The organism is Streptomyces atratus (assembly GCF_040655115.1).
GTDB lineage: Bacteria > Actinomycetota > Actinomycetes > Streptomycetales > Streptomycetaceae > Streptomyces > Streptomyces atratus_D.
Map to the genome: position 1 here is coordinate 75515 of NZ_JBFAJH010000019.1, position 20552 is coordinate 96066.

General features: G+C 70.0%; 23 protein-coding genes. 7 read left to right on the plus strand and 16 right to left on the minus strand.

Annotated elements, in window-relative coordinates:
* Positions 1-191 precede the first annotated feature (191 nt).
* Positions 192-365, plus strand: coding sequence for a hypothetical protein (locus AB0I23_RS21635; protein ID WP_359111405.1), 174 nt, complete (start codon positions 192-194; stop codon positions 363-365).
* Positions 366-428: 63 nt separating this feature from the next.
* On the opposite strand, the gene AB0I23_RS21640 is transcribed toward AB0I23_RS21635, so the two are convergent.
* The 5 genes from AB0I23_RS21640 to AB0I23_RS21660 form a co-directional block, all read right to left on the minus strand.
* Positions 429-587, minus strand: coding sequence for a hypothetical protein (locus AB0I23_RS21640; protein ID WP_359111406.1), 159 nt, complete (start codon positions 585-587; stop codon positions 429-431).
* Between the two features lie 66 nt (positions 588-653).
* Positions 654-1604, minus strand: coding sequence for a cytochrome c oxidase assembly protein (locus AB0I23_RS21645; RefSeq protein ID WP_359111408.1), 951 nt, complete (start codon positions 1602-1604; stop codon positions 654-656).
* Between the two features lie 111 nt (positions 1605-1715).
* On the minus strand, positions 1716-2741 hold the full coding sequence (locus AB0I23_RS21650) for a 6-phosphofructokinase (protein ID WP_359111410.1): 1026 nt from the start codon (positions 2739-2741) through the stop codon (positions 1716-1718).
* 158 nt (positions 2742-2899) lie between these two features.
* Entirely contained in the window at positions 2900-3628 is a 729-nt protein-coding gene (locus tag AB0I23_RS21655) for a type 1 glutamine amidotransferase (RefSeq protein WP_359111411.1), read from the minus strand.
* 37 nt (positions 3629-3665) lie between these two features.
* Positions 3666-4904: a Mur ligase family protein gene (locus AB0I23_RS21660; RefSeq protein WP_359111413.1), complete on the minus strand. Its 1239-nt coding sequence runs from the start codon at positions 4902-4904 to the stop codon at positions 3666-3668.
* A 114-nt stretch (positions 4905-5018) separates the two neighbouring features.
* On the opposite strand from AB0I23_RS21660, the gene def reads away from it, so the two are divergent.
* Positions 5019-5564, plus strand: coding sequence for a peptide deformylase (def, locus tag AB0I23_RS21665; RefSeq protein WP_359111415.1), 546 nt, complete (start codon positions 5019-5021; stop codon positions 5562-5564).
* Between the two features lie 16 nt (positions 5565-5580).
* On the opposite strand, the gene AB0I23_RS21670 is transcribed toward def, so the two are convergent.
* Positions 5581-6231 (minus strand): TetR family transcriptional regulator, encoded by a 651-nt coding sequence (locus AB0I23_RS21670; protein ID WP_359111417.1) that lies wholly within the window; start codon positions 6229-6231, stop codon positions 5581-5583.
* 185 nt (positions 6232-6416) lie between these two features.
* On the opposite strand from AB0I23_RS21670, the gene AB0I23_RS21675 reads away from it, so the two are divergent.
* Positions 6417-7643: an acyl-CoA dehydrogenase family protein gene (locus AB0I23_RS21675; protein ID WP_359111419.1), complete on the plus strand. Its 1227-nt coding sequence runs from the start codon at positions 6417-6419 to the stop codon at positions 7641-7643.
* Positions 7644-7805: 162 nt separating this feature from the next.
* Here the strand turns inward: AB0I23_RS21675 and AB0I23_RS21680 are convergent, their stop codons facing one another.
* Genes AB0I23_RS21680 through AB0I23_RS21695 form a run of 4 tightly spaced genes read right to left on the minus strand, consistent with a single transcriptional unit; the run spans position 7806 to position 9816 of the window.
* Positions 7806-8294: a glutathione peroxidase gene (locus AB0I23_RS21680; RefSeq protein WP_359111421.1), complete on the minus strand. Its 489-nt coding sequence runs from the start codon at positions 8292-8294 to the stop codon at positions 7806-7808.
* A 35-nt stretch (positions 8295-8329) separates the two neighbouring features.
* Positions 8330-8602 (minus strand): hypothetical protein, encoded by a 273-nt coding sequence (locus AB0I23_RS21685; protein WP_359111423.1) that lies wholly within the window; start codon positions 8600-8602, stop codon positions 8330-8332.
* 50 nt (positions 8603-8652) lie between these two features.
* Positions 8653-9222, minus strand: coding sequence for a GNAT family N-acetyltransferase (locus AB0I23_RS21690; protein WP_359111424.1), 570 nt, complete (start codon positions 9220-9222; stop codon positions 8653-8655).
* A gap of 12 nt (positions 9223-9234) precedes the next feature.
* A complete protein-coding gene (locus AB0I23_RS21695) occupies positions 9235-9816 on the minus strand; it encodes a helix-turn-helix domain-containing protein (RefSeq protein ID WP_359111426.1) in 582 nt (193 codons plus the stop codon).
* Positions 9817-9962: 146 nt separating this feature from the next.
* On the opposite strand from AB0I23_RS21695, the gene AB0I23_RS21700 reads away from it, so the two are divergent.
* From AB0I23_RS21700 to AB0I23_RS21710, 3 genes are all read left to right on the plus strand, one after another.
* Entirely contained in the window at positions 9963-10409 is a 447-nt protein-coding gene (locus tag AB0I23_RS21700; protein WP_436846974.1) for a DUF7144 family membrane protein, read from the plus strand.
* Positions 10410-10511: 102 nt separating this feature from the next.
* Entirely contained in the window at positions 10512-12002 is a 1491-nt protein-coding gene (locus AB0I23_RS21705) for an MFS transporter (protein ID WP_359111428.1), read from the plus strand.
* Positions 12002-13018: a glutathione S-transferase family protein gene (locus tag AB0I23_RS21710; protein WP_359111429.1), complete on the plus strand. Its 1017-nt coding sequence runs from the start codon at positions 12002-12004 to the stop codon at positions 13016-13018. Before AB0I23_RS21705 ends, AB0I23_RS21710 begins: the two co-directional genes overlap by 1 nt.
* Before the next feature lie 30 nt (positions 13019-13048).
* Here the strand turns inward: AB0I23_RS21710 and AB0I23_RS21715 are convergent, their stop codons facing one another.
* The 4 genes from AB0I23_RS21715 to AB0I23_RS21730 all read right to left on the minus strand — a co-directional run bounded on the left by AB0I23_RS21715 (position 13049) and on the right by AB0I23_RS21730 (position 16688).
* Positions 13049-14398, minus strand: a complete 1350-nt coding sequence (locus AB0I23_RS21715) for a chloride channel protein (protein ID WP_436846975.1) — start codon at positions 14396-14398, stop codon at positions 13049-13051.
* 2 nt (positions 14399-14400) lie between these two features.
* Positions 14401-15879, minus strand: a complete 1479-nt coding sequence (locus tag AB0I23_RS21720; RefSeq protein ID WP_359111433.1) for a DUF2252 domain-containing protein — start codon at positions 15877-15879, stop codon at positions 14401-14403.
* A 126-nt stretch (positions 15880-16005) separates the two neighbouring features.
* A complete protein-coding gene (locus AB0I23_RS21725; protein ID WP_359111434.1) occupies positions 16006-16443 on the minus strand; it encodes a hypothetical protein in 438 nt (145 codons plus the stop codon).
* Positions 16440-16688, minus strand: coding sequence for a hypothetical protein (locus tag AB0I23_RS21730; protein ID WP_359111436.1), 249 nt, complete (start codon positions 16686-16688; stop codon positions 16440-16442). The genes AB0I23_RS21725 and AB0I23_RS21730 overlap by 4 nt, the downstream gene beginning before the upstream one ends.
* Before the next feature lie 69 nt (positions 16689-16757).
* Here AB0I23_RS21730 and AB0I23_RS21735 point away from each other — a divergent pair, with 69 nt between their 5' ends.
* Complete coding sequence (locus AB0I23_RS21735; RefSeq protein WP_384042796.1) at positions 16758-16988, plus strand: DUF6011 domain-containing protein; 231 nt, start codon at positions 16758-16760, stop codon at positions 16986-16988.
* 6 nt (positions 16989-16994) lie between these two features.
* On the opposite strand, the gene AB0I23_RS21740 is transcribed toward AB0I23_RS21735, so the two are convergent.
* Together AB0I23_RS21740 and AB0I23_RS21745 are read right to left on the minus strand one after the other, a co-directional pair.
* Complete coding sequence (locus AB0I23_RS21740) at positions 16995-17867, minus strand: acyl-CoA thioesterase (protein WP_359111437.1); 873 nt, start codon at positions 17865-17867, stop codon at positions 16995-16997.
* 49 nt (positions 17868-17916) lie between these two features.
* Positions 17917-20430, minus strand: coding sequence for a DEAD/DEAH box helicase (locus AB0I23_RS21745; RefSeq protein ID WP_359111439.1), 2514 nt, complete (start codon positions 20428-20430; stop codon positions 17917-17919).
* Positions 20431-20552: the final 122 nt, after the last annotated feature.

Sequence of the window (20552 nt, forward strand, 5' to 3'; positions counted from 1 at the left end):
AGTCGGGCGCGGAGGCTGGGATCAAGGGCTGCCTCGGTGGCAAGTGGGCGACCGCGGCGTCTCCGTGCGTGCGCAGCACGTCGCGTACGGCGAGGGCGGCCTCGTCCGGCACGGAGGATGTGTACGGGTAGCCGTGGCCTTGTGGAGTGCGATTGAGTACGCGCTTGTCGGCGAGGCGGTTCATCACCGTCATGACGACCGACCGTACGCGCCGCGCTGGAACTGCCTCGCGGCGCGCGGTGCACGGGCTCGCTCTGCCCGACCCCCGCTTCGAGGGGGCGGCCTGCGCGGTGCGCTGCGCGAACGCCACGACGCGCTGGGTGAACGGGGTGAACGGGCTGGCCGAAGTCCCGATCGGGCGCTGAAACCCGGCCGACGGGCGGGCCCGCGACCGGCCGGGCCCGCCCGTCTACCTGAAAGGGTCCCGCTCAGGTGTCGCGCATGGCGACCATTCCCAGGGTGATCAGCCCGAGCACCACCCAGCCGAACCAGAGCCAGCCGTTGCTCCCCAGCGCCACCGTGTAGGCGGTGACCGCCACCAGGGCCCCGACGGTGAGCATCCCCATCGTCTTCGTGGATCCGGACATGCGCGCACCCTCCTCGTCGGCCGCGCGGCCGTGGACCCCATCGTCACCCGGAAGGTGTCTCCACCGCTACTGTCCGCGCGCCTGCAACGAGGCGAGATAGGCGTTGTACGCCTTCAGCTCCTGGTCCCCGTCGCGCTCGGCGGCGCGGTCCGCACGCTTCGCAGTCCGCTGCTCGGAGCGGTACCACTGGAACACCAGCGCGATCAGCACCAGCACCGAAGGGATCTCACTGAACGCCCAGGCGATGCCGCCCGCCCAGTTCTGGTCGCTGAGCGCGTCGATGCCGAGCGAGGCCGGCGGATGCTTGTACGTATCCACCATCGGAGAGGTCGCCATCATCAGCGCGATACCGAAGAAGGCGTGGAACGGCATCCCCGCGAACAGCTCAAGCATCCGCATCACGTAGCCGGGCCGGTGCGGTCCGGGGTCGACGCCCATGATCGGCCAGAAGAAGACCAGTCCGACGGCGAGGAAGTGCACCATCATCGCGAGGTGGCCGGTCCTCGAGCCCATCAGGAAGTCGAAGAGCGGGGTGAAGTACAGCGCGTACAGGCTGGCGATGAAGAGCGGAATCGTGAAGACCGGATGCGTGATGATCTTCATGTACCGGCTGTGCAGCAGCATGAGGAGCAGTTCGCGCGGGCCCGTACGGTTACGGCCGGCGACCGGCAGCGCGCGCAGCGCCAGGGTCACGGGAGCGCCCAGCAGCAGCAGGATCGGCGACAGCATGCTGATCACCATGTGCTGCACCATGTGCACGCTGAACATGACCATGCCGTAGTCGTTGAGCCTCGTGCACATCACCAGGGCGATGCTCAGCACGCCGACTGTGAAGAAAATGATCCGGTTGACCGGCCAGCCGTCCCCGCGTCTGCGCAGTCGCAGCACCGCGTATCCGTACAGGCCGAGCGCGAGGACACAGCCGATCAGGAATACGGGGTCCGCGGAGAACTGGAGTCCACGTCCCAGCGTGAACGGCGGCAGATCCATGTTCATGCCGTGCCCGCTGTGATCCATCTGTTCACTCCCGATGGGGACGTCCCCGTTTCGCGCCGGTTGTCCCGACCAGAGTAGAACTGCCCCCGGTCGCAGCTGCGACCGGGGGCAGTTCTCAGGTGCTGGTGTTGCTCAGAGCACGCACTCGGCCTCGGCGTACCGTTCGGCCGGGACCGTCTTCAGGGTCTCCACGGCCTGAGCCAGCGGCACCATGATGATGTCCGTGCCACGCAACGCCGTCATCATGCCGAACTCGCCACGGTGCGCCGCCTCGACGGCGTGCCAGCCGAAGCGGGTCGCCAGGACCCGGTCGTACGCGGTCGGGGTGCCGCCGCGCTGGACATGGCCGAGTATCACCGGGCGGGCCTCCTTGCTCAGGCGCTGCTCCAGCTCGATGGAGAGCTGTGTGGCGACCCCGGCGAACCGCTCGTGGCCGTAGATGTCCGTGGTGCCCTGCTCGAACTCCATGGAGCCCGCGCGCGGCTTGGCGCCCTCGGCGACGACGACGATCGCGAACTTCTTGCCCGCCGAGAAACGCTTGCCGACCAGCTCGGTCAGCTCGTCCATGTCGAAGGGGCGCTCCGGCACGACGATGGCGTGCGCACCGGCCGCCATGCCCGAGTGCAGCGCGATCCAGCCGGTGTGGCGGCCCATCACCTCGACGATCAGCACCCGCTGGTGCGACTCGGCGGTGGTCTTCAGCCGGTCGAGGGCGTCGGTGGCCACGCCGACCGCGGTGTCGAAACCGAAGGTCACATCCGTCGACGCGATGTCGTTGTCGATGGTCTTCGGCACGCCGACGATCGGCAGCCCCGCCTCGGAGAGCAGATGGGCCGCCTTCAGCGTGCCCTCGCCGCCGATCGGGATGATCGCGTCCAGCCCGAGATCGGCGACATGGCCCTTGGCCTGCTCGACGCCGCCCCGCAGATGTGCGGGCTGGACTCGGGACGAGCCGAGGATCGTACCGCCGCGGGCAAGAATGCCGCCGACCGCGTCGAGGTCGAGCTTGCGGTAGTCGCACTCAAGGAGGCCCTTCCACCCGTCGTGGAAGCCGATGACCTCGTCGCCGTGGTCGACCACCGCGCGGTGCACGACGGAGCGGATGACGGCATTGAGGCCGGGGCAGTCGCCGCCGGAGGTGAGCACACCAATACGCATTGCCCGGGAAACCTTTGCAACGTGGGCCGACGACCGGACCACGTCGTCCGGTTGGATCCCTGCCACCCTACCGGCGCAGGGTGGCGGGACCGAACCAGGCGTCCGCCTGCTGGACTCCGCTCAGTTGAGCGAAATGTGCGTCATGCGGGCCATGTGGGTCACGCGGGCTGGGTCGCCGACGCGATGCGCTCGGCGCGCAGCGCCTCGTACCAGCGGTCGTCCGTCGGCGGAAGGGCGTTGACGTCGAGGGCCAGCTTCAGGAGCAGGTCCGCGATCATCGGATTACGGGCCATCACGGGCCCGTGCATGTACGTACCGAAGACCGTGTCGTTGTACGCCCCCTCCGTGCCGTCCCCCGTGCCGTTGCCCCGGCCGAACTGCACCCGGGCGAACGGACGCGCCGTCGGGCCGAGATGGGTGACGCCCTGGTGGTTCTCGAAACCGGTCAGCTGCGGCAGGCCCAGCTGCGGGTCGATGTCGGCCAGTACGTCACCGACGCACCGGGCACCCTCGCCACGCGTGGAAACGACGTCGAGCAGACCCAGGCCGGGCTCGCGCTCACCGAGGTCGTTGATGAACTCGTGGCCGAGGATCTGGTAGCCGGCGCAGACCGAGAAGATGATGGCGCCGTTGGACGCGGCCCGGCTGAGACCGCCGTCACGGCGCAGTCGCTCCGCGGCGAGGCGCTGCGGCCGGTCCTCACCGCCACCGATCAGATAGATGTCGCCGGACGTCGGGATCGGCTGGTCGCTGCGCACGTCGACGCGCTGCACGTCGAGACCGCGCTGCCGGGCCCGGCGCTCCACCACCAGTGCGTTGCCCTGGTCGCCGTAGGTGCTCAGCAGGTCGGGGTAGACCCAGACCAGACGCAGACCGTTGTTGCTCATGCTTCGTCCTCTCCGGAGGTGGCGGCCGGCGCCGGGGTCAGTTGCCGACACGACGGCGCAGATCCTGGAAGGCGGTGTAGTTGGCGATGACCTCGATACGGCCGGGCGGGGCCTGCTGCACGGCCTCGTCGAGGCTCTCGCAGACCCGGAAGTCGAGACCGGCCACTTCGAGGCGGACCGCGAGGTCCAGCCTGCGGTCGCCGAGCACGAAGATCGGGTGGCCCGCGAGCTGGGTGTAGTCGACGTCCCACAGCCAGGAGGTGTCCGTGCCGTCCGCGCCACGGGCGTTGACGGAGAGGATGACCGGCGTGGGCGGCGGGTCGATCAGGGAAAACGTTTCGAGCCAGCCCGCCGGGTTCTTCGCCAGCAGGAGCCGCAGCTCGCGGCCGAGGAAGGTGACCACGTCGTAGCGGCCGGCGACGGCCTGCACCTGATACATGCGCTCCAGAGCGACCTGCGGCGGCACACCGAAGACGGCCGCGACGGCGGCCGAGCTGGTGGCGTTCGCCTTGTTCGCGCGGCCGGGCAGCTGCAGGTGGATCGGCCACGCCGAACCGTGCGGGTCCAGGACGTAGTCGCCGTGCAGCACCCAGCTCGGGGCGGGGCGGCGGAAACCGCACTCGCCGCAGAACCAGTCGTCGCCGGGGCGCTGCATCACACCGCCGCAGGACGGGCAGGACCAGGCGTCGTCCTTCCACGCCTGCCCGGCCGCGACCCACACCACGTTGGGGGAGGAGGATGCAGCCCAGACGATCAGCGGGTCGTCGGCGTTGGCGACGATCACGGCCTTCGAGCCGGACAGTCCCTCACGCCACTTCTCGGCCAGCATCCGGGTCTCCGCGGCGCGGTCCAGTTGGTCGCGCGAGAGGTTGAGCAGCGCGATCACCTTGGGAGTGGTGTCCCGCGCGACGCCGGCGAGGTACTTCTCGTCGACCTCGATCACGCCGTACTTCGCGTCCGAGCCACCGGCCAGGGCCGAGGTGATGCCCGCGGGCATGTTGGCGCCGAGCGCGTTCGACACGACCGGGCCGGCGGCCCGCAGTGCCTCGGCGATCAGCCGGGTCGTCGTGGTCTTGCCGTTCGTCGCCGACACGAGGATCACGTCCAGGTGCTGCGCCAGTCGCCCCAGCAGGTCGGGGTCGAGCTTGAGCGCCACCCGGCCGCCGATCACCGATCCGCTGCCGCGCCCCGCAGCGCGCGACACCGCCGCTGCGGCCTTGCCCGCCGTCACCGCCAGCTTGGCCCGCGGCGACAACGGCTCCGTGTTGCCTGCCATCGTCCTAGATCCTCCTTGCATCGGTCCGCGCCCAGCCTATCGATGTCCGGCGCGGCGACAGCACCACGGCACCACCATGAGGGTGGAGGACACGTGGAACGTACGATGGCCGCCATGCGAAACCGCCCGATCCCCGGCAGTTCCGGACTCGTCCGCGCCATGACTCTGCTCGGTGACCCGGTGCTCCACGGCGCCTGCGAGGACGTCACCGACTTCGGGCCGTCGCTCTCCCGGCTCGTCGAGGACATGTTCGCCACCATGTACGCGGCGCAAGGGGTCGGTCTCGCTGCCAACCAGATCGGCATACCGCTGCGGGTGTTCGTCTACGACTGCCCCGACGACGACGACGTCCGTCACCTCGGGCACCTTGTCAATCCGAAGCTGGTCGAGGCGGACGGCGTCACGGTACGCGGGCCGGAGGGCTGTCTTTCGCTTCCCGGCCTGGAAGCCGGGACCCCGCGCTTCGACCATGCGGTGGTGGAGGGCGTGACCGTCGACGGGGAGCCGATGCGGGTCGACGGCACCGGCTGGTTCGCGCGCTGTCTGCAGCACGAGTGCGACCACCTCGAAGGCACCGTCTACACGGACCGGCTGACCGGGCTGCGCCGGGCGAGGGCGTTGCGCGCGGCCCGCCGGGCGCCGTGGGGGCGTACCGACTGACCGCGCTCTGCCGCCGTCAGAAGCCGGGCCCGCCGGGCAGATTGCCCACGGCGGCCAGCCTGCCCCACAGCAGATCGGCCAGGCTGCGTACCAACTGGGCGCGTGAGCAAGGGCGTTCGCCCAGCCACCAGTCGCCCGCCGCGTGCATCATGCCGACGATGCCATGGCCCCAGATGCGGGCCATCTCCTCGCTGTCCGGGCCCAGGTCCACCCGCTCGGCGATGACCAGGGCGAGCTCTTCGCCGAGTCGGCGCAGCAGCGGGGCGGAGTGGCGCCCGACGTCGAAGCCCTGCTCGGGGGAGGGGGCGGCGTCGTCGGACGGGTGCATCAGGAAGCGGTAGACCTGCGGGCGGGCCTCGATCGCCGCGAGATACGTGTCGAGCGTCGCCTCCACCCTCTGGCGGCGCTCGGCGGGGGCGTCGAGTGCGGCCCGCAGCGCGCTCAGCAGTGCGTCGGTGTGGCGTTTGGCGAGCGCGCGGTAGAGACCGCCCTTGTCGCCGAAGTGCCGGTACAGGATGGGCTTGGTGATCCCGGCCTCCGCCGCGATGGCGTTCATCGAGGCTTTGGGCCCGTCCCTGAGCACCACGCGGTCGGCGGCCTCCAGCAGCTCCCGGCGGCGCTGTTCGGCCGCGGTCCGCTGTCTTTCGGCCTGTCGTGTGGTGTCCATGTCGCCTCTCCCCACCCTGGCCGTGCAATTGGCCATGCAAGTCCGTTACGCCTGCGCAACGTAACACCCTGCCCATCGGTGGTGCCGATCGGAGTCTGACCGGTCGACAGAGGCTACTTGTCGGTAACAGGCTTCTGTTACCGTAAGTAACGATGGTTTTTTTACGGTAGCGCATGGAGGGGAACATGGCCGAGTTCACGCTCGATCTCAACGACGACCAGAAGCAGGTCCGTGACTGGCTTCACGGATTCGCCGCGGATGTGATCCGTCCGGCTGCTTCGGAGTGGGACGAGCGTGAGGAAACGCCCTGGCCCGTCATTCAGGAGGCGGCCAAGGTCGGCATCTACTCCCTCGACTTCTACGCCCAGCAGTTCTTCGACCCGACGGGGCTCGGCATCCCGATGGCGATGGAGGAACTGTTCTGGGGCGACGCGGGCATCGCCCTGTCGATCGTGGGTACGGGCCTGGCGGCCGTCGGCGTTCTCGCCAACGGCACCGAGGAGCAGATCGGCACCTGGATCCCGCAGATGTACGGCGATGCGAACGATGTGAAGGTCGCCGCCTTCTGCTCCTCGGAGCCGGACGCCGGATCCGATGTCGCCTCGATGCGGACCCGCGCGGTGTACGACCGGGCCAAGGACGAGTGGGTGCTGAACGGCACCAAGACCTGGGCGACCAACGGCGGCATAGCCAATATTCATGTCGTCGTCGCCGTGGTCGACTCGGAGCTCGGCTCCAAGGGCCACGCCTCCTTCATCGTCCCGCCGAACACCCCCGGGCTCTCGCAGGGCCAGAAGTTCAAGAAGCACGGCATCCGGGCCTCGCACACGGCGGAGGTCGTTCTGGAGGACGTCCGCGTCCCGGGCCACTGCCTGCTCGGCGGCAAGGAGAAGCTGGACCAGCGCCTGGCGCGGGCCCGCGAGCGAGCCCAGTCCGGTGGCGAGCGCGTGAAGAACGCGGCGATGGCCACGTTCGAGGCGTCCCGCCCGGCGGTCGGCGCGATGGCGGTCGGTACCGCGCGCGCCGCGTACGAGGTCGCGCTGGACTACGCGAAGACCCGGAGCCAGTTCGGCCGTCCGATCATCGACAACCAGGGCGTCGCGTTCCAGCTCGCGGACATGCGGACGCAGATCGACGCGGCCAGGCTGCTGGTCTGGCGGGCGTCCTGGATGGCGACCACCGGGAAGCCGTTCGAGTCGGCCGAGGGCTCCATGTCCAAGCTGTACGCGAGCGAAACGGCGAAGAAGGTCACCGCGCAGGCGATCCAGATCCTCGGCGGCAACGGCTTCACCCGTGAGTACCCGGTGGAGCGGATGCACCGGGACGCGGCCATCTACACGATCTTCGAGGGTACGAGTGAGATTCAGCGGCTGGTGATTGCGCGCACGCTGTCGGGCATGTCGATTCGCTAGCGCTGTGCCGCAGGGGTGGGTGTGCGGGGGGCGCCGGAGCGGTTGCGGTGCCTCCGGCGCCGCTTTGTCCTCAATCGCCGGACGGGCTTGATCGTGTGCCCGGCGGGGGTGAGGTCGTGCCGGGCGGGCCGGCCATCAGGCCGCCCGGCACAACGCCGCCCGTCAGGCGGGCAGCAGGGCCTCGATCGCCGCCACGAGCTCCGGATCCTCCGGTTCCGTGCGGGGGCGGATGCGGGCCACCGGCTCGCCGGACGGGGAGATCAGGAACTTCTCGAAGTTCCACTGCACGTCACCCGCCTCGCCGTCCGCGTCCGCGAGCTGCGTCAGCTCCGCATACAGCGGGTGCCGTCCGTCACCGTTGACGTCGACCTTCTCCAGGAGGGGGAAGCTGACTCCGTACGTCGTCGAGCAGAACGTCTGGATCTCCTCCGCGCTGCCCGGCTCCTGGCCCGCGAACTGGTTGCACGGAACACCGAGCACGGTGAAGCCCCGGTCCCCGTACTCCTTCTGCAGCCGCTCCAGGCCCGCGTACTGCGGGGTGAGCCCGCACTTGGAGGCGACGTTCACCAGCAGGACCGCCTGGCCGCGGTAGGCGCCGAGGGTGGTCGGCTCGCCGGTGAGCGTGTGGAGCGGAATGTCGTACAGCGTCACGAGGGTCTCCTTGTCAGTCGCTTCCGACGCCATTCTTACGCCCACAGGTTCATCGGCACGAAGCCGCCCGCCCGCCCGGCCGGATCCAGCAGCCGGCCCATGAGCTTCACCGCCCGCAGTGCGACCGCCCGGTCGGCGATGCGCAGATGGGGGAGGCGCGCGGCCCGCGCCCGCCCGTCCGTACAGCCGGGAGGCGGCGCCCGGCGACGAGTCGCCGCAGGGTACCGGGGCAGGAGACCGGCATCCTTGAGGCCGGCAAGCGCGCCGATGTCGTCATCGCGCGCGGCAACCCGCTCACCGACATCCACGCACTCGGCGACCCGGCGAACATCCTGCCCGTCATGAAGGACGGCGCCACCTACAAGGACCTCGACGGGCTCGCCGCCCGGCCGTCCCTACCGGTGTCCATCTCGCCGATCAGCTTGTAGTAGAAGCTGGTCGGCTTCAGAACCCCGGCCGGGTCCCCGGCGTAGTCCGGAACGGATCCGCACTCCGTCCAGCCCGCCGAGCGGTAGAGCCGCTCGGCGGGGCTGCCGGTCTCGGTGTCCAGGACGAGCAGCTTCAGACCGGCCCCGGCCGTCGCCCGCTCGGCGACGCCCAGCAGCGCCCGGCCGAGCCCACGGCCGCGCACCGACGGACGCACCATCACCTTCGTCACCTCGGCGCGATGGCGGGCGTTCGGCAGCGGAGCCAGGTTCAGACCGATGGTTCCGGCGACCCGCTCGCCGTCACGAGCGAGCCAGACGCGCTGATGTCCCGCATCGACGGCCGCGGCGCGCCCCCGCCACCAGGCGGCCGCCGCATCGCGCTCCAGGGGCGCGAGGAACCCCACCGACGCCCCGTCGTCCACGGTCTCCACAAGGAGAGCGGCGAGCTCATCGGCGTACGTGACCAGCTCGGGGCCGGACACGGGGACGATCTCGGTCATGGCGGGGTCCTCTCACGGCAGAACGACCATCAGGGCATAACGGACCGGGTCCGGGCCCGGGCAGTGGAAATGTGAGGGTCCGCGCAGCCGGAACCGCAGACAGTCGCCCTGGCGCAGGGTGTGCACGGTGTTCTCGACGGTGATCTCGACCGTCCCCTGCAGTACCCAGACGTGCTGCTCCAGACCGGGCACGGGAGCGTTGTCGTAGGCGATGGCGGCGCCCGCGTCGAGCGTCCCCTCGATGATCTCGGCGCGCAGTCCCGTGTGCGGCGGGGAGACCGAGCGGCGGACGAATCCGGACGCCTCGTCCCGCCACACAGGCTGCCGCTCGGCGGGCACGAGCTGTGGTGGTTCCGCCTCCACCTCCGTCAGCAGCCTCGACATCGTCCGCCCGTACACCGTGCACAGCCGCCCCAGCTGGGCGGCGGTCGGGCTCAGTTCGCCGCGCTCCAGGCGCGACAGCGTAGAGCGGCTGACGCCGCTGCGCCGGGACAGTTCGTCCAGCGACCAGCCGCGCCCGGTGCGGAGCTCGCCCAGCCGGGCAGCGAGCCGGGCATCGACGGACGTCGGCTCCACCTCTTCAGATGCTCTCACATCCGAGATGATATCCCTGATATGAGAGAGCTGGGCCTCGTCGGCCGGAGTGCCGACGGAGAGCCGCCATGTCACGCTGGGACGGGGGATCGCGCCGGTCCTGCCCGCGCGGCCGGACCGATGGCACTGCCACCAAGGAGGCCGACATGGCCAGCGACACCGCAGGATCCAAACCGGGCCACGCCTACCCGAGTCCCACGCACGCACCCACATCCGGTGTCACCATCCTGGCGGCATCCCTGATGATCTTCGGCGGAGCGATGGCGATCTTCGAGGGGATCGCGGCCATCGCCAAGAACGATCTGTTCATCGCGACACGCCACTACGTGTTCGAGTTCAGCCTGGCGGGCTGGGGCTGGGTCCACCTCATTCTGGGCATCGTCCTCGTCCTCGCCGGCTGCGCCGTGCTCGGCGGAGCTCTGTGGGCGCGCTACTTCGGTGTCGCCGTCGCCGGCCTCGGCGCGATCGCCAACTTCCTGTGGGTGCCGTACTACCCCTTGTGGGCCCTGGTGCTGGTCGCCGTCAACATCTTCATCATCTGGGCGCTGTGCACGGGTATGCACCGAGAAGTGGACGAGGGCCTGAAAGCCTGACGCGGGCGTGCCCGGCCGGCACCTTCTCCGGGACGGCGACGTTTACGGCAGTCGGGCCTGTCGGGCATGAGGAACCCGGACACGCCGCCTAAGGTGCGAATCATGCCGGAGAGCGCAACGTCCATCGGAGGTGCGGCGGGGAGCGGGGCGGCCCCGGCGCCCGACCCCCGCCGCTGGCAGGCACTTGGAGTGTGCCTGGTGGCGGGCTTCATGACGCTGTTGGACGTGTCCATCGTCAACGTCGCCCTGCCGTCCATCCGGAACGGTCTGCGGAGCCCGGAATCCGATCTGCAATGGATTCTCTCCGGCTACTCCCTCGCCTTCGGGCTCCTCCTCATCCCTGCCGGACGGCTCGGCGACGCCCGCGGGCGCCGTGAGGTGTTCCTGGCGGGACTGGCCGTGTTCACGTTGGCGTCGGCAGCCTGTGGAGTCGCCCAGTCCAGTTCCTGGCTGGTGGTCGCCCGAGTGATTCAGGGCTTCGGTGGAGCCTTGATCTCGCCGCAGATCTCCGCGTTGATCCAGCAGATGTTCGCCGGCCGGGAGCGGGGGCGCGCCTTCGGCATGTTCAGCACGGTGGTCGGTATCTCGACCGCCGTCGGCCCCCTCCTGGGTGGGCTGCTGATCCAGGCGGCCGGACCCGCCGAGGGCTGGCGCTGGGTGTTCTACGTCAACCTGCCGCTCGGCATCGTCTGCTTCCTGCTCGCCCGGCGCCTCCTGCCGGACACCCCGTCGGCCGGGCGCGTACGGCCGCGCGACCTGGACCCCGTCGGCGTCCTCCTTCTCGGCGCGGGCGTGCTGGCCCTGCTGCTGCCCCTCGTCCAGGAACAGCAGTGGCCCGGCAACGAGAAGTGGCTGCTGCTGGTCGTGGCCGCGGTTCTGCTCGCCGCCTTCGTCGGCTGGGAGTCCCGGTGCGGCAGACGCGGCACCGCGCCGGTCCTCGACCTGTCGCTGTTCCGGCTGCACTCCTACTGGCTGGGCTGTCTGTTGAGCCTGCTGTACTTCGCCGGATTCACCTCGATCTTCTTCATCAGCACGCTCTATCTGCAGGCCGGCCTGCACTGCACCGCCCTCCAGGCCGGACTGGCCATCACACCGTTCGCTCTGGGGGCGGCGGCCGCCGCGGGACCAGGTGGCCGGATGGTCGGCCGTTACGGCCGACCGCTGGTCGTTGTGGGGCTGTCCATGGTGGTCGTCGGACTCGGGGCCACCGTGATCGCTGTGCACGTCGTCCCGGGCCGCGGCATCGCCTGGGCGATGGCGGCCCCGTTGCTCCTGGCGGGTGTGGGCAGCGGCCTTGTCATCGCGCCGAACCTGACTCTGACTCTGTCCCAGGTGCCGGTGGTCGGCGGCGGGAGCGCCGCGGGCACGCTCCAGACCGGCCAGCGCGTCGGCTCCGCGATCGGGATCGCCGCGGTCGGCTCGGTCTTCTTCGCCCAGCTGGCCTCCGAGGGCTGGACCACCGCGTTCGACCTCGGGCTCGTCGTCTCCGTCGCCTTTGTCATGGGGGCACTCGTGGTGGCACTGGCCGAAGTGGTGGCCTCCCGACGGGGCGGGAGACATGCGCTCGCCGTCCGACCGAGAGCGAGACCGTGATGAGCAACCCGACCGGCAGTGAGCCGGACGGCAACGCAGCGTACGGACACCGGCCCTTCAAACGGTCCGGGAGTCACTTCGCCGACCGGATCACGGCCGACGGGAGGGACGGCTGGCCGGTCGAGGCGGGCCGCTACCGGCTGGTCGTCAGCCGCGCCTGCCCCTGGGCGAGCCGGTCACTCGTCTCCCGGCGGCTCCTGGGCCTGGAAGACGCCCTGTCGCTCGCCGTCGCCGACCCGATCCAGGACGACCGCAGCTGGCGCTTCACCCTGGACGAGGGCGGCAGGGACCCGGTGCTCGGCATCGCCTACCTGAGCGAGGCGTACGAGGCGCGCGAACGCGGCTACCCCGGCGGCGTCAGCGTGCCCGCGATCGTGGACGTACCCAGCGGGAAGCTCGTCACCAACGACTTCCAGCGGATCACCCTGGACTTCGCGACCGAGTGGACCGCGCTGCACCGGCCCGGGGCCCCCGATCTCTACCCCGAACGGCTGCGGGACGAGATCGACGAGGTCATGGACGGTATCTACCGCGATGTGAACAACGGCGTCTACCGGGCCGGATTCGCCAGTGGCCAGGAGGAGTACGAAGCCGCGTACCACGATGTGTTCCGCAGACTCGACCTGGTCGCCGAACGCCTCAAGGACCAGCGCTACCTGGTGGGGGACACGCTCACCGAGGCCGACATCCGGCTGTTCACCACACTGGTGCGCTTCGATGCCGTGTACCACGGGCACTTCAAGTGCAACCGCTCGAAACTGACCGAGGCCCCGGTGCTGTGGGCCTACGCCAGGGACCTGTTCCAGACCCCCGGATTCGGCGACACGGTCGACTTCGACCACATCAAGCAGCACTACTACCGGGTGCACACGGGGATCAACCCCACCGGCATCGTGCCCCTGGGCCCCGATCTCTCCGGCTGGGGGACACCGCACCACCGCGAGCAGCTCGGGGGCCGCCCGTTCGGCGACGGCACCCCGCCGGAGCCACGCCCGTCCGGCCGCACACGCCCGTGAAGGACACCCCACGGTCTCCGAAGGGCACGTTCACGGCAGCGGAGCGGCGGTCGGTCCGTGCGGGACGGTGGCCGGCTCCGCGGCGAGCCGGAGCGAGACGACGTACGCGACCACCACCGAGAGGATCACCAGCGGCATGACGGTGAGCCCCGGCGATCCCAGCAGCAGGGTGGCCAGCAGCACCGAGGTCATCGGGAGCTTCAGCATCGCCGCGCACATCGCCCCGATGCCCATGGCGAACCCGGCCGTCACATTCAGCCCGGGGAGATGGGAGAGCGCGATTCCGCCCGCCGCTCCCACGAACATCGCGGGAAAGACGGGACCACCCCGGAAACTGCTCAGCGACACGCAGTACGCCAGCCCCTTGCAGACGATGAGCAGGAGCAGCGCGCCCACCGAGTATCCGGCGCCGGCGGCAAGAAGGGGGTCCAGCGCGTCCTGCCCCGAGTACAGCACCTGGGACGCATCCTTGCCGGAACCCTCGGCATACGCCAGCGCCAGGAGACCGACCAGCAGGCCCATCAGCACGGTGCCCACCACCTTCCGCCGCTCGACCCGCCCCTGCAGATGGACGGCGAGCCGCCGGATCCCTTCGCCGACGACGGCAGCCGCCAGCCCGACGACAAGGGCCCAGCCGAACTGCGCGACGTCGGGCTCTACCGCCCGCGGCACATGGTGCAGCGCCAGCGAGTACGTCCCCAGACCGGTCCACGAGCCGAGACCGATGAAGATGAGCGATCCGATACCGGAGGCGAGCAGTCCCGGCACGAGGACCATCCCGAGCGTCGCCCCGGCCAGGCCCGACGCTTCCATCAGGAGAAACGCACCCAGAAGTGGCGACCCCAGCAGCGCGCTGACAGCGGCGAAACTGCCGGCAGCCCCCACGAGTGCACCCGCGCTCGGCGCGATGCCCCGCCTCAGCAGCCGCGCGGTCCACACGGCCAGACCGCCACCGAGGGCGATGAGCGGGGCCTCGGGCCCGAGAACGGCACCGACACCGAGGGAGGCCAGGGCCGCAATCGCGATACCGGGCAGCTCCACCGCCGACGGGGCCCCGGAGAGTGCCATGCCCTCGGCCGGTTTGTGACCGCCCGTGCCCGGAAGGAAGCGGATCGTCAGACCGACCAGCAGACCGGCGACGACCAGCAGCGGCACCGGCCACCATGACGGTGTGGAGCGGAAACCCAGTGCCTTCGGCAGCTCGGAGTAGGTCAGATGCTGGAGTTCGTGCGTGAGTGCCAGGAAGCCGAAGGCCATCGCCGAGATCGGGACTCCGAGCAGTGCCGCCATCAGCAGCAGTCCCACGTATCGGCGGGAACGGATGAGGGCGAGGGGATCGGGCCGCGCCGTGGCGGATGGTCCGGCGGGTTCGGCCGGCAGGGTCATGGTCGCCTCGTCGTCTGAGCCCCAGGTGCATGCCCGGCTGCGAGCGGGGCTCCGTTCGGCTCGGACGCGGGAAGCCGCCCCGCCCGGACCGCGTCGACCAGAGCCTGATGGTCCCGCTCGTTGAGGTCGGCGTACGCCTCCGCGAACCGCGCGATCGCACGGTCGAACGAGTCGCCGCGTCCGAGATACGCGGCGATGGCGATCCGGTCGCCGGACCTCGCGTGGGCGCGTGCCAAGGTGCTGCCGCAGACCTCACCGAACGTCCGCATCCCGACCGGCGCCATCGACTCCGGCTCGATGGCGCCCTTCCAGTCGCGCAGCTGCCGCAGATAGAAGTCGCGGCGCTGCCCGTCGGTTCCCTCCGCGCGTTCCCAGCCGAGGAAGATGTCGCTCGCCGCCTGCATCAGCCGCTGCCCGGCGACCACCCGCTCGCCCTGGTTCCGGTAGGCGCTCGAGCCGACGTGCGGGGCGAGCACCGAGGTGCCGGCCTCCTTGGCCTGGAGGAAGAGCGGGTCCCGGTCGTCCCTGCCGAGCAGCAGGATGATCCAGCACCGCGTGCCGACGCTGCCGACCCCGACCACCTTGCGGGCCGCGTCCACGACCCGGAAGTCCCGGAGCAGGAACCGCCGGTCCGACGGGAGAGTCAGCGCGTAGCTCTCGATCAGGTCGCGGAACCACTCCATCGTCACATCGCGCTCCTCACCGGACAGGAGATCGACGAGCGGTACGAGCAAGGGCGGATCCGCGGCGATCCGGAGCCGGCCGTCGACCACCTCGGTCAGCTTGCCGAAGGCCTGCAGACTGTCCCGGGTACGGGCCCTGGCCATGGCACGGTCCAGGTTCTTGCGGCCACGTTTCGCCAACTGCTGCGACGCCACGGTCCGGAGGCGTTCCACATCAGTCTTCGTGTACCACACATCGAGGTTGCGCATGCCCGCGAACCGGATCATCGACTCGCGGTACGACCGCACCGCTGCCGGCACGATGTCGGCGCTCTCCCGCTCCGTGAAGCCGTTCGCCCGCCCCGCGACGACAAGGCTGGCCGCCAGCCGTTTGACGTCCCACTCCCAGGGGCCCGGCAGTGTCTCGTCGAAGTCGTTGATGTCGAACAGCAGATTCCGTTCCGGGGAGGCGAGCAGTCCGAAGTTCAACAGGTGTGCGTCTCCGCACAGTTGGACACTGATCCCGGAATCGGGGGTGGAGGCGAGATCGGCTGCCATGATCGCGGCGGCGCCCCGGTAGAAGGGGAACGGCGACTCGGCCATCCGGCTGGTGCGGATCGGGACGAGCTCCGGAATCCTGGTCGCGGACTGGGCCTCGAGGACGCCCATCGGGTCGGGGCGGTCGGCCGGCGGTGCGAACAGGGCGTGGCTCGAACGGGGAGTGCGGCGGCGGGCGGCCTTCCCCCGGGCGGCCCGCTCCGCGGGCGTCAGGGGCGATGCGGCACGGAGCGTCGACGCACTGTCCTGGCTCATGGAAGACCCTCCTGACTGCTTCCTTCCCCGATCATCGCGGGTCGTCCCGGTTCCGGCATCATCTGGATGGCCCGGCCCCGGCCCCGGCCGGCGGCGGAGAGCGCAAGGCCTGAGACCCGCCGCCGGTCACTTCCGCCGGTCGTCCCAGGGGGTCCCGAGCCAGCTGTCGAAGGTGCGCAGAAGCGCCACCAGCGCCGCGCCCAGCCGCCAGTCGCACCACTGGGCGTGCAGAAAGACGTGATCGTCCTGGAACTCCAGCGGGGTCTCCTCGCCGGTCCGCGAGAAGATGCGACGCGGCCCGCGGGCGACATCACCGCTGCCGCTGAGGAGGCTGCCCACGATGATGACCGCCTGAACGGGGGACAGCAGCCACCACACGTACCACCAGAAGATCCGCCCCTTGTAGCCGACGGCCTCGGCGCAACCCGTCTGCGTGACCGTCCAACGGGTCCGCAGCCCGCTGCCGGAGAGTGCCTTCTCGCGGACGAACGTAACGATGGGCTCGCCCTCGGCCCCGAGTACCTGATACGTCGCCACGCCGTCGCCCGCGGACGTGGTGATCACCGCGGCCAGCCGCGCCCGGCGCTGCGGATCGGCCCACAGGACGAAGGAACGCGTCCCGTTCTTACGGGCCGCCAGGTACGCGGGTATGCCGCCGGGGACAGTTCGCGTTCCATGTAGGCGACGTTCCGGGCCGGGTCGCCGAGTGCGTCCGCGTACGTGATGACATGCCCGACAGGATCGACGTCGCCCGGTGCCACGCTCTTCTTGTCCCGGGGGACCGGTTCCATGGTCAGCACGCTGCTCATCCGCGAACTCCTCCGTTGCGCTCCGTTCGGAAGTCGCAGGGTGGACCGCGGACTTGAGAAGATCGATTCGTGGAGAATCCTGAGCCGTTCCCCGGGTCCGACATCGAGGCCCCGGCCGAACCCGACCGGGCGACCGGCCGCCGTCCGGTCCGCTGCCGCCTGTGCGGCCGACCGCTCACCGGCAGGGAGTCACGCCGCACCGGGCTCGGCCCCGCCTGCGACGCCAAACTGCACCCTGCCGCGCCGGACATCCGCACCCGCCGCCACGAGGTCGAACAGGACCCGCTGCCCGGGACGTGAGCCGGGCTACGTGCCCAGGCGGCGGAACAGCCCCTCCTGCACCACGGACACCAGCAGATTGCCGCCCCGGTCGTAGATCCGGCCGCGCGCCAGTCCACGCCCGCCCGTCGCGATGGGCGACTCCTGGTCGTACAGGAACCATTCGTCGGCCCGGAACGGACGGTGGAACCACATCGCGTGGTCCAGCGACGCCATGTCGAAACCGCGCGGCCCCCACAAGGGTTCCACCGGGATACGGACCGCGTCGAGGAGCGTCATGTCGCTCGCGTACGTGAGCGCGCAGGTGTGCACGAGCGGATCGTCGCCCAGCGGGCCGACCGCACGCATCCAGACCGCGCTGCGCGGGTCCGCGTCCTTGATCTCCTCCTGCGTCCAGCGCAGCCGGTCCACATACCGGATGTCGAACGGCTGGCGCCTGGCCATCCGCTCCAGCGCGTCCGGCAGCGCTCCGAGGTGCTCGCGCACCTCTTCGGCGACCGTGGGCAGCTGCTCGGGGTCCGGAACGGTCCGGGCGGGCGGCAGCTGGTGCTCGAAGCCCGCCTCCTCCGGCCGGTGGAAGGACGCCGTCAGGTTGAAGATCGTCCGTCCCTCCTGCACGGCGGTGACCCGGCGCGTGGTGAACGACCGCCCGTCCCGCACCCGCTCGACCTCGTAGACGATCGGCACGCCGGGTCGGCCCGGCCGCAGGAAGTAGGCGTGCAGCGAATGGACCGGCCGGTCCCCGTCCGTGGTACGGCCGGCCGCCACCAGCGCCTGCCCGGCGACCTGGCCGCCGAAGACCCGCTGCAGCGACTCCTCGGGGCTGTGCCCCCGGAAGATGTTGACCTCGATCCGCTCCAGGTCGAGCAGGTCGACCAGGCGCTCGGCGGGGTTCGTCATGCCGTTCGTCTCCACTCTCGCAAAGGTGCCGTCGTCGCGGCGGTCACGCTCACAGCTGGCCGACCGAGGTGACCCGGACGACCGCCCGGCCCTCCTCGTCGGAGGCCGCCAGGTCGACCTCCGCGCTGATGCCCCAGTCGTGGTCGCCGTTCGGGTCGGCGAACGTCTGCCGTACCCGCCACATGCCGTGCGCGGGGTCCTCGTCGATCTTCAGCAGCTTCGGACCGCGGGCGTCCGGGCCGGTGCCCAGATCCTCGTACTCGTCCCAGTACGCGTCCATCGCCTCGCCCCACGCGTCCTCGTCCCAGCCCGCCTCGCCGTCCAGCTCGCCGAGCTCGGCCACCTTGTCCAGCGCGGCCAGCTCCACCCGGCGGAACATCGCGTTGCGGACCAGCACCCGGAAGGCGCGGGCGTTGGCGGTGACCGGTTTGACCTCATCGGCTCGCTCCTGCGCCTGCTCGGCCGTCTCCACCTCCGGGTTGGCGAGCTGCTCCCACTCGTCGAGGAGACTGGAGTCCACTTGGCGGACCATCTCGCCGAGCCAGGCGATCAGATCCTCCAGGTCCTCGGACTTCAGATCGTCCGGGATGGTGTGCTCAAGAGCCTTGTACGCGCTCGCCAGGTAGCGCAGCACGATTCCCTCGGTGCGGGCCAGCTCGTAGTTCGAGGTGAACTCCGTGAACGTCATGGCGCGTTCGTACATGTCGCGGATCACGGACTTCGGCGAGACCGGGTGGTCGCCCACCCACGGGTGGCTCTTTCGGTACACGTCGTACGCATGCCACAGCAGCTCGCTCAGCGGCTTCGGGTACGTGACGTCCTGGAGTCGCTCCATCCGTTCCTCGTACTCGACACCGTCCGCCTTCATCTGGCCGACCGCTTCGCCGCGCGCCTTGTTCTGCTGGGCGGCGAGGATCTGCCGCGGGTCGTCGAGCGTCGACTCGACGACGGAGACCATGTCCAGGGCGTACGACGGCGATTCGGCGTCCAGCAGGTCGAACGCGGCCAGCGCGAACGTGGACAGCGGCTGGCTGAGCGCGAAGTCCTGCTGGAGATCGACGGTGAGCCGCACGATGCGCCCCTCCGCGTCCGGCTCGGCGAGCTGCTCCACGACGCCGCCGTCCAGCAGGGAGCGATAGATCGCGATGGCCCGGCGGATGTGGCGCAGCTGCGCGCGGCGCGGCTCGTGGTTGTCCTCCAGCAGCTGCCGCATCGCCTCGAACGCGTTGCCGGGACGTGCGATCACGGACAGCAGCATCGTGTGCGTGACCCGGAAGCGGGAGGTCAGCGGCTCGGGGTCGGACTGAATCAGCTTGTCGAACGTGGTCTCCGACCAGGCGACGAAGCCCTCGGGGGCCTTCTTGCGGACCACCTTGCGCTTCTTCTTCGGGTCGTCGCCCGCCTTCTTGACGGCCTTCTCGTTCTCGATGACGTGCTCGGGCGCCTGCGCGACGACGAAGCCCGCCGTGTCGAAGCCGGCCCGGCCCGCGCGGCCGGCGATCTGGTGGAACTCGCGGGCGCGCAGCGTACGGACCCGGGTGCCGTCGTACTTGGTGAGCGCCGTGAACAGCACTGTGCGGATCGGGACGTTGACGCCGACGCCGAGCGTGTCCGTACCGCAGATCACCTTCAGCAGACCCGCCTGGGCGAGCTTCTCCACCAGCCGCCGGTACTTCGGGAGCATGCCCGCGTGATGCACCCCGATGCCGTGCCGCACATAGCGGGAGAGGTTCTGGCCGAACTTCGTGGTGAAGCGGAAGTTGCCGATCAGATCGGCGATCTTCTCCTTCTCCTCCTTGGTGCACATGTTGATGCTCATCAGCGACTGCGCCCGCTCGACGGCCGCGGCCTGCGTGAAGTGCACGATGTAGACCGGCGACTGCCGGGTGTCCAGGAGTTCGGTGAGCGTCTCGGTGATCGGGGTCAGCCGGTACTCGTAACTGAGCGGGACCGGCCGGGTCGCCGAGCGGATCACGGAGGTGGGGCGGCCGGTGCGCCGGGTCAGGTCCTGCTCGAACATCCTGACGTCACCGAGCGTGGCCGACATCAGAATGAACTGGGCCTGCGGCAGCTCGAGCAGCGGGATCTGCCAGGCCCAGCCGCGGTCCGCTTCCGCATAGAAGTGGAACTCGTCCATCACGACCTGGCCGATGTCGGCGTACTTCCCGTCGCGCAGTGCGATGGACGCGAGCACCTCCGCGGTGCAGCAGATCACCGGGGCGTCCGCGTTGACGGAGGCGTCGCCCGTGAGCATGCCGACATTCTCCGTACCGAACAGCTTGCACAGATCGAAGAACTTCTCCGAGACCAGCGCCTTGATCGGGGCGGTGTAGAAGGTGACCTTGTCCTGGGCCAGAGCCGTGAAGTGTGCACCCGCCGCGACCAGGCTCTTTCCGGAGCCCGTGGGCGTGGAAAGGATCACGTTCGCCCCGGAGACCACCTCGATCAGCGCCTCCTCCTGAGCAGGGTAGAGGGTGATGCCCTGGGTCTCGGTCCATGACGAGAAGGCCTCGAAGAGGGCGTCCGGGTCGTCGGTCGGGGGCAGCTGATCGATAAGGGTCACGCCCCCATCTTGCCTGCCTTCCGCCCGGATGAGGGAACCGGACGATCCTACGAAGATCACGGACGGTACGCTGCCCACTCAACTCGGCCGCATCGCAACGGCGATGGCGGCCGGACAAACTT

Excerpts from the sequence above, each read along its gene's own strand:
- AB0I23_RS21635 (WP_359111405.1), top strand. The coding sequence starts at position 192 with ATGACGACCGACCGTACGCGCCGCGCTGGAACTGCCTCGCGGCGCGCG.
- AB0I23_RS21640 (WP_359111406.1), bottom strand. The coding sequence starts at position 587 with ATGTCCGGATCCACGAAGACGATGGGGATGCTCACCGTCGGGGCCCTG.
- AB0I23_RS21645 (WP_359111408.1), bottom strand. The coding sequence starts at position 1,604 with ATGGATCACAGCGGGCACGGCATGAACATGGATCTGCCGCCGTTCACG.
- AB0I23_RS21650 (WP_359111410.1), bottom strand. The coding sequence starts at position 2,741 with ATGCGTATTGGTGTGCTCACCTCCGGCGGCGACTGCCCCGGCCTCAAT.
- AB0I23_RS21655 (WP_359111411.1), bottom strand. The coding sequence starts at position 3,628 with ATGAGCAACAACGGTCTGCGTCTGGTCTGGGTCTACCCCGACCTGCTG.
- AB0I23_RS21660 (WP_359111413.1), bottom strand. The coding sequence starts at position 4,904 with ATGGCAGGCAACACGGAGCCGTTGTCGCCGCGGGCCAAGCTGGCGGTG.
- def (WP_359111415.1), top strand. The coding sequence starts at position 5,019 with ATGCGAAACCGCCCGATCCCCGGCAGTTCCGGACTCGTCCGCGCCATG.
- AB0I23_RS21670 (WP_359111417.1), bottom strand. The coding sequence starts at position 6,231 with ATGGACACCACACGACAGGCCGAAAGACAGCGGACCGCGGCCGAACAG.
- AB0I23_RS21675 (WP_359111419.1), top strand. The coding sequence starts at position 6,417 with ATGGCCGAGTTCACGCTCGATCTCAACGACGACCAGAAGCAGGTCCGT.
- AB0I23_RS21690 (WP_359111424.1), bottom strand. The coding sequence starts at position 9,222 with ATGACCGAGATCGTCCCCGTGTCCGGCCCCGAGCTGGTCACGTACGCC.
- AB0I23_RS21700 (WP_436846974.1), top strand. The coding sequence starts at position 9,963 with ATGGCCAGCGACACCGCAGGATCCAAACCGGGCCACGCCTACCCGAGT.
- AB0I23_RS21705 (WP_359111428.1), top strand. The coding sequence starts at position 10,512 with ATGCCGGAGAGCGCAACGTCCATCGGAGGTGCGGCGGGGAGCGGGGCG.
- AB0I23_RS21710 (WP_359111429.1), top strand. The coding sequence starts at position 12,002 with ATGAGCAACCCGACCGGCAGTGAGCCGGACGGCAACGCAGCGTACGGA.
- AB0I23_RS21720 (WP_359111433.1), bottom strand. The coding sequence starts at position 15,879 with ATGAGCCAGGACAGTGCGTCGACGCTCCGTGCCGCATCGCCCCTGACG.
- AB0I23_RS21730 (WP_359111436.1), bottom strand. The coding sequence starts at position 16,688 with ATGAGCAGCGTGCTGACCATGGAACCGGTCCCCCGGGACAAGAAGAGC.
- AB0I23_RS21740 (WP_359111437.1), bottom strand. The coding sequence starts at position 17,867 with ATGACGAACCCCGCCGAGCGCCTGGTCGACCTGCTCGACCTGGAGCGG.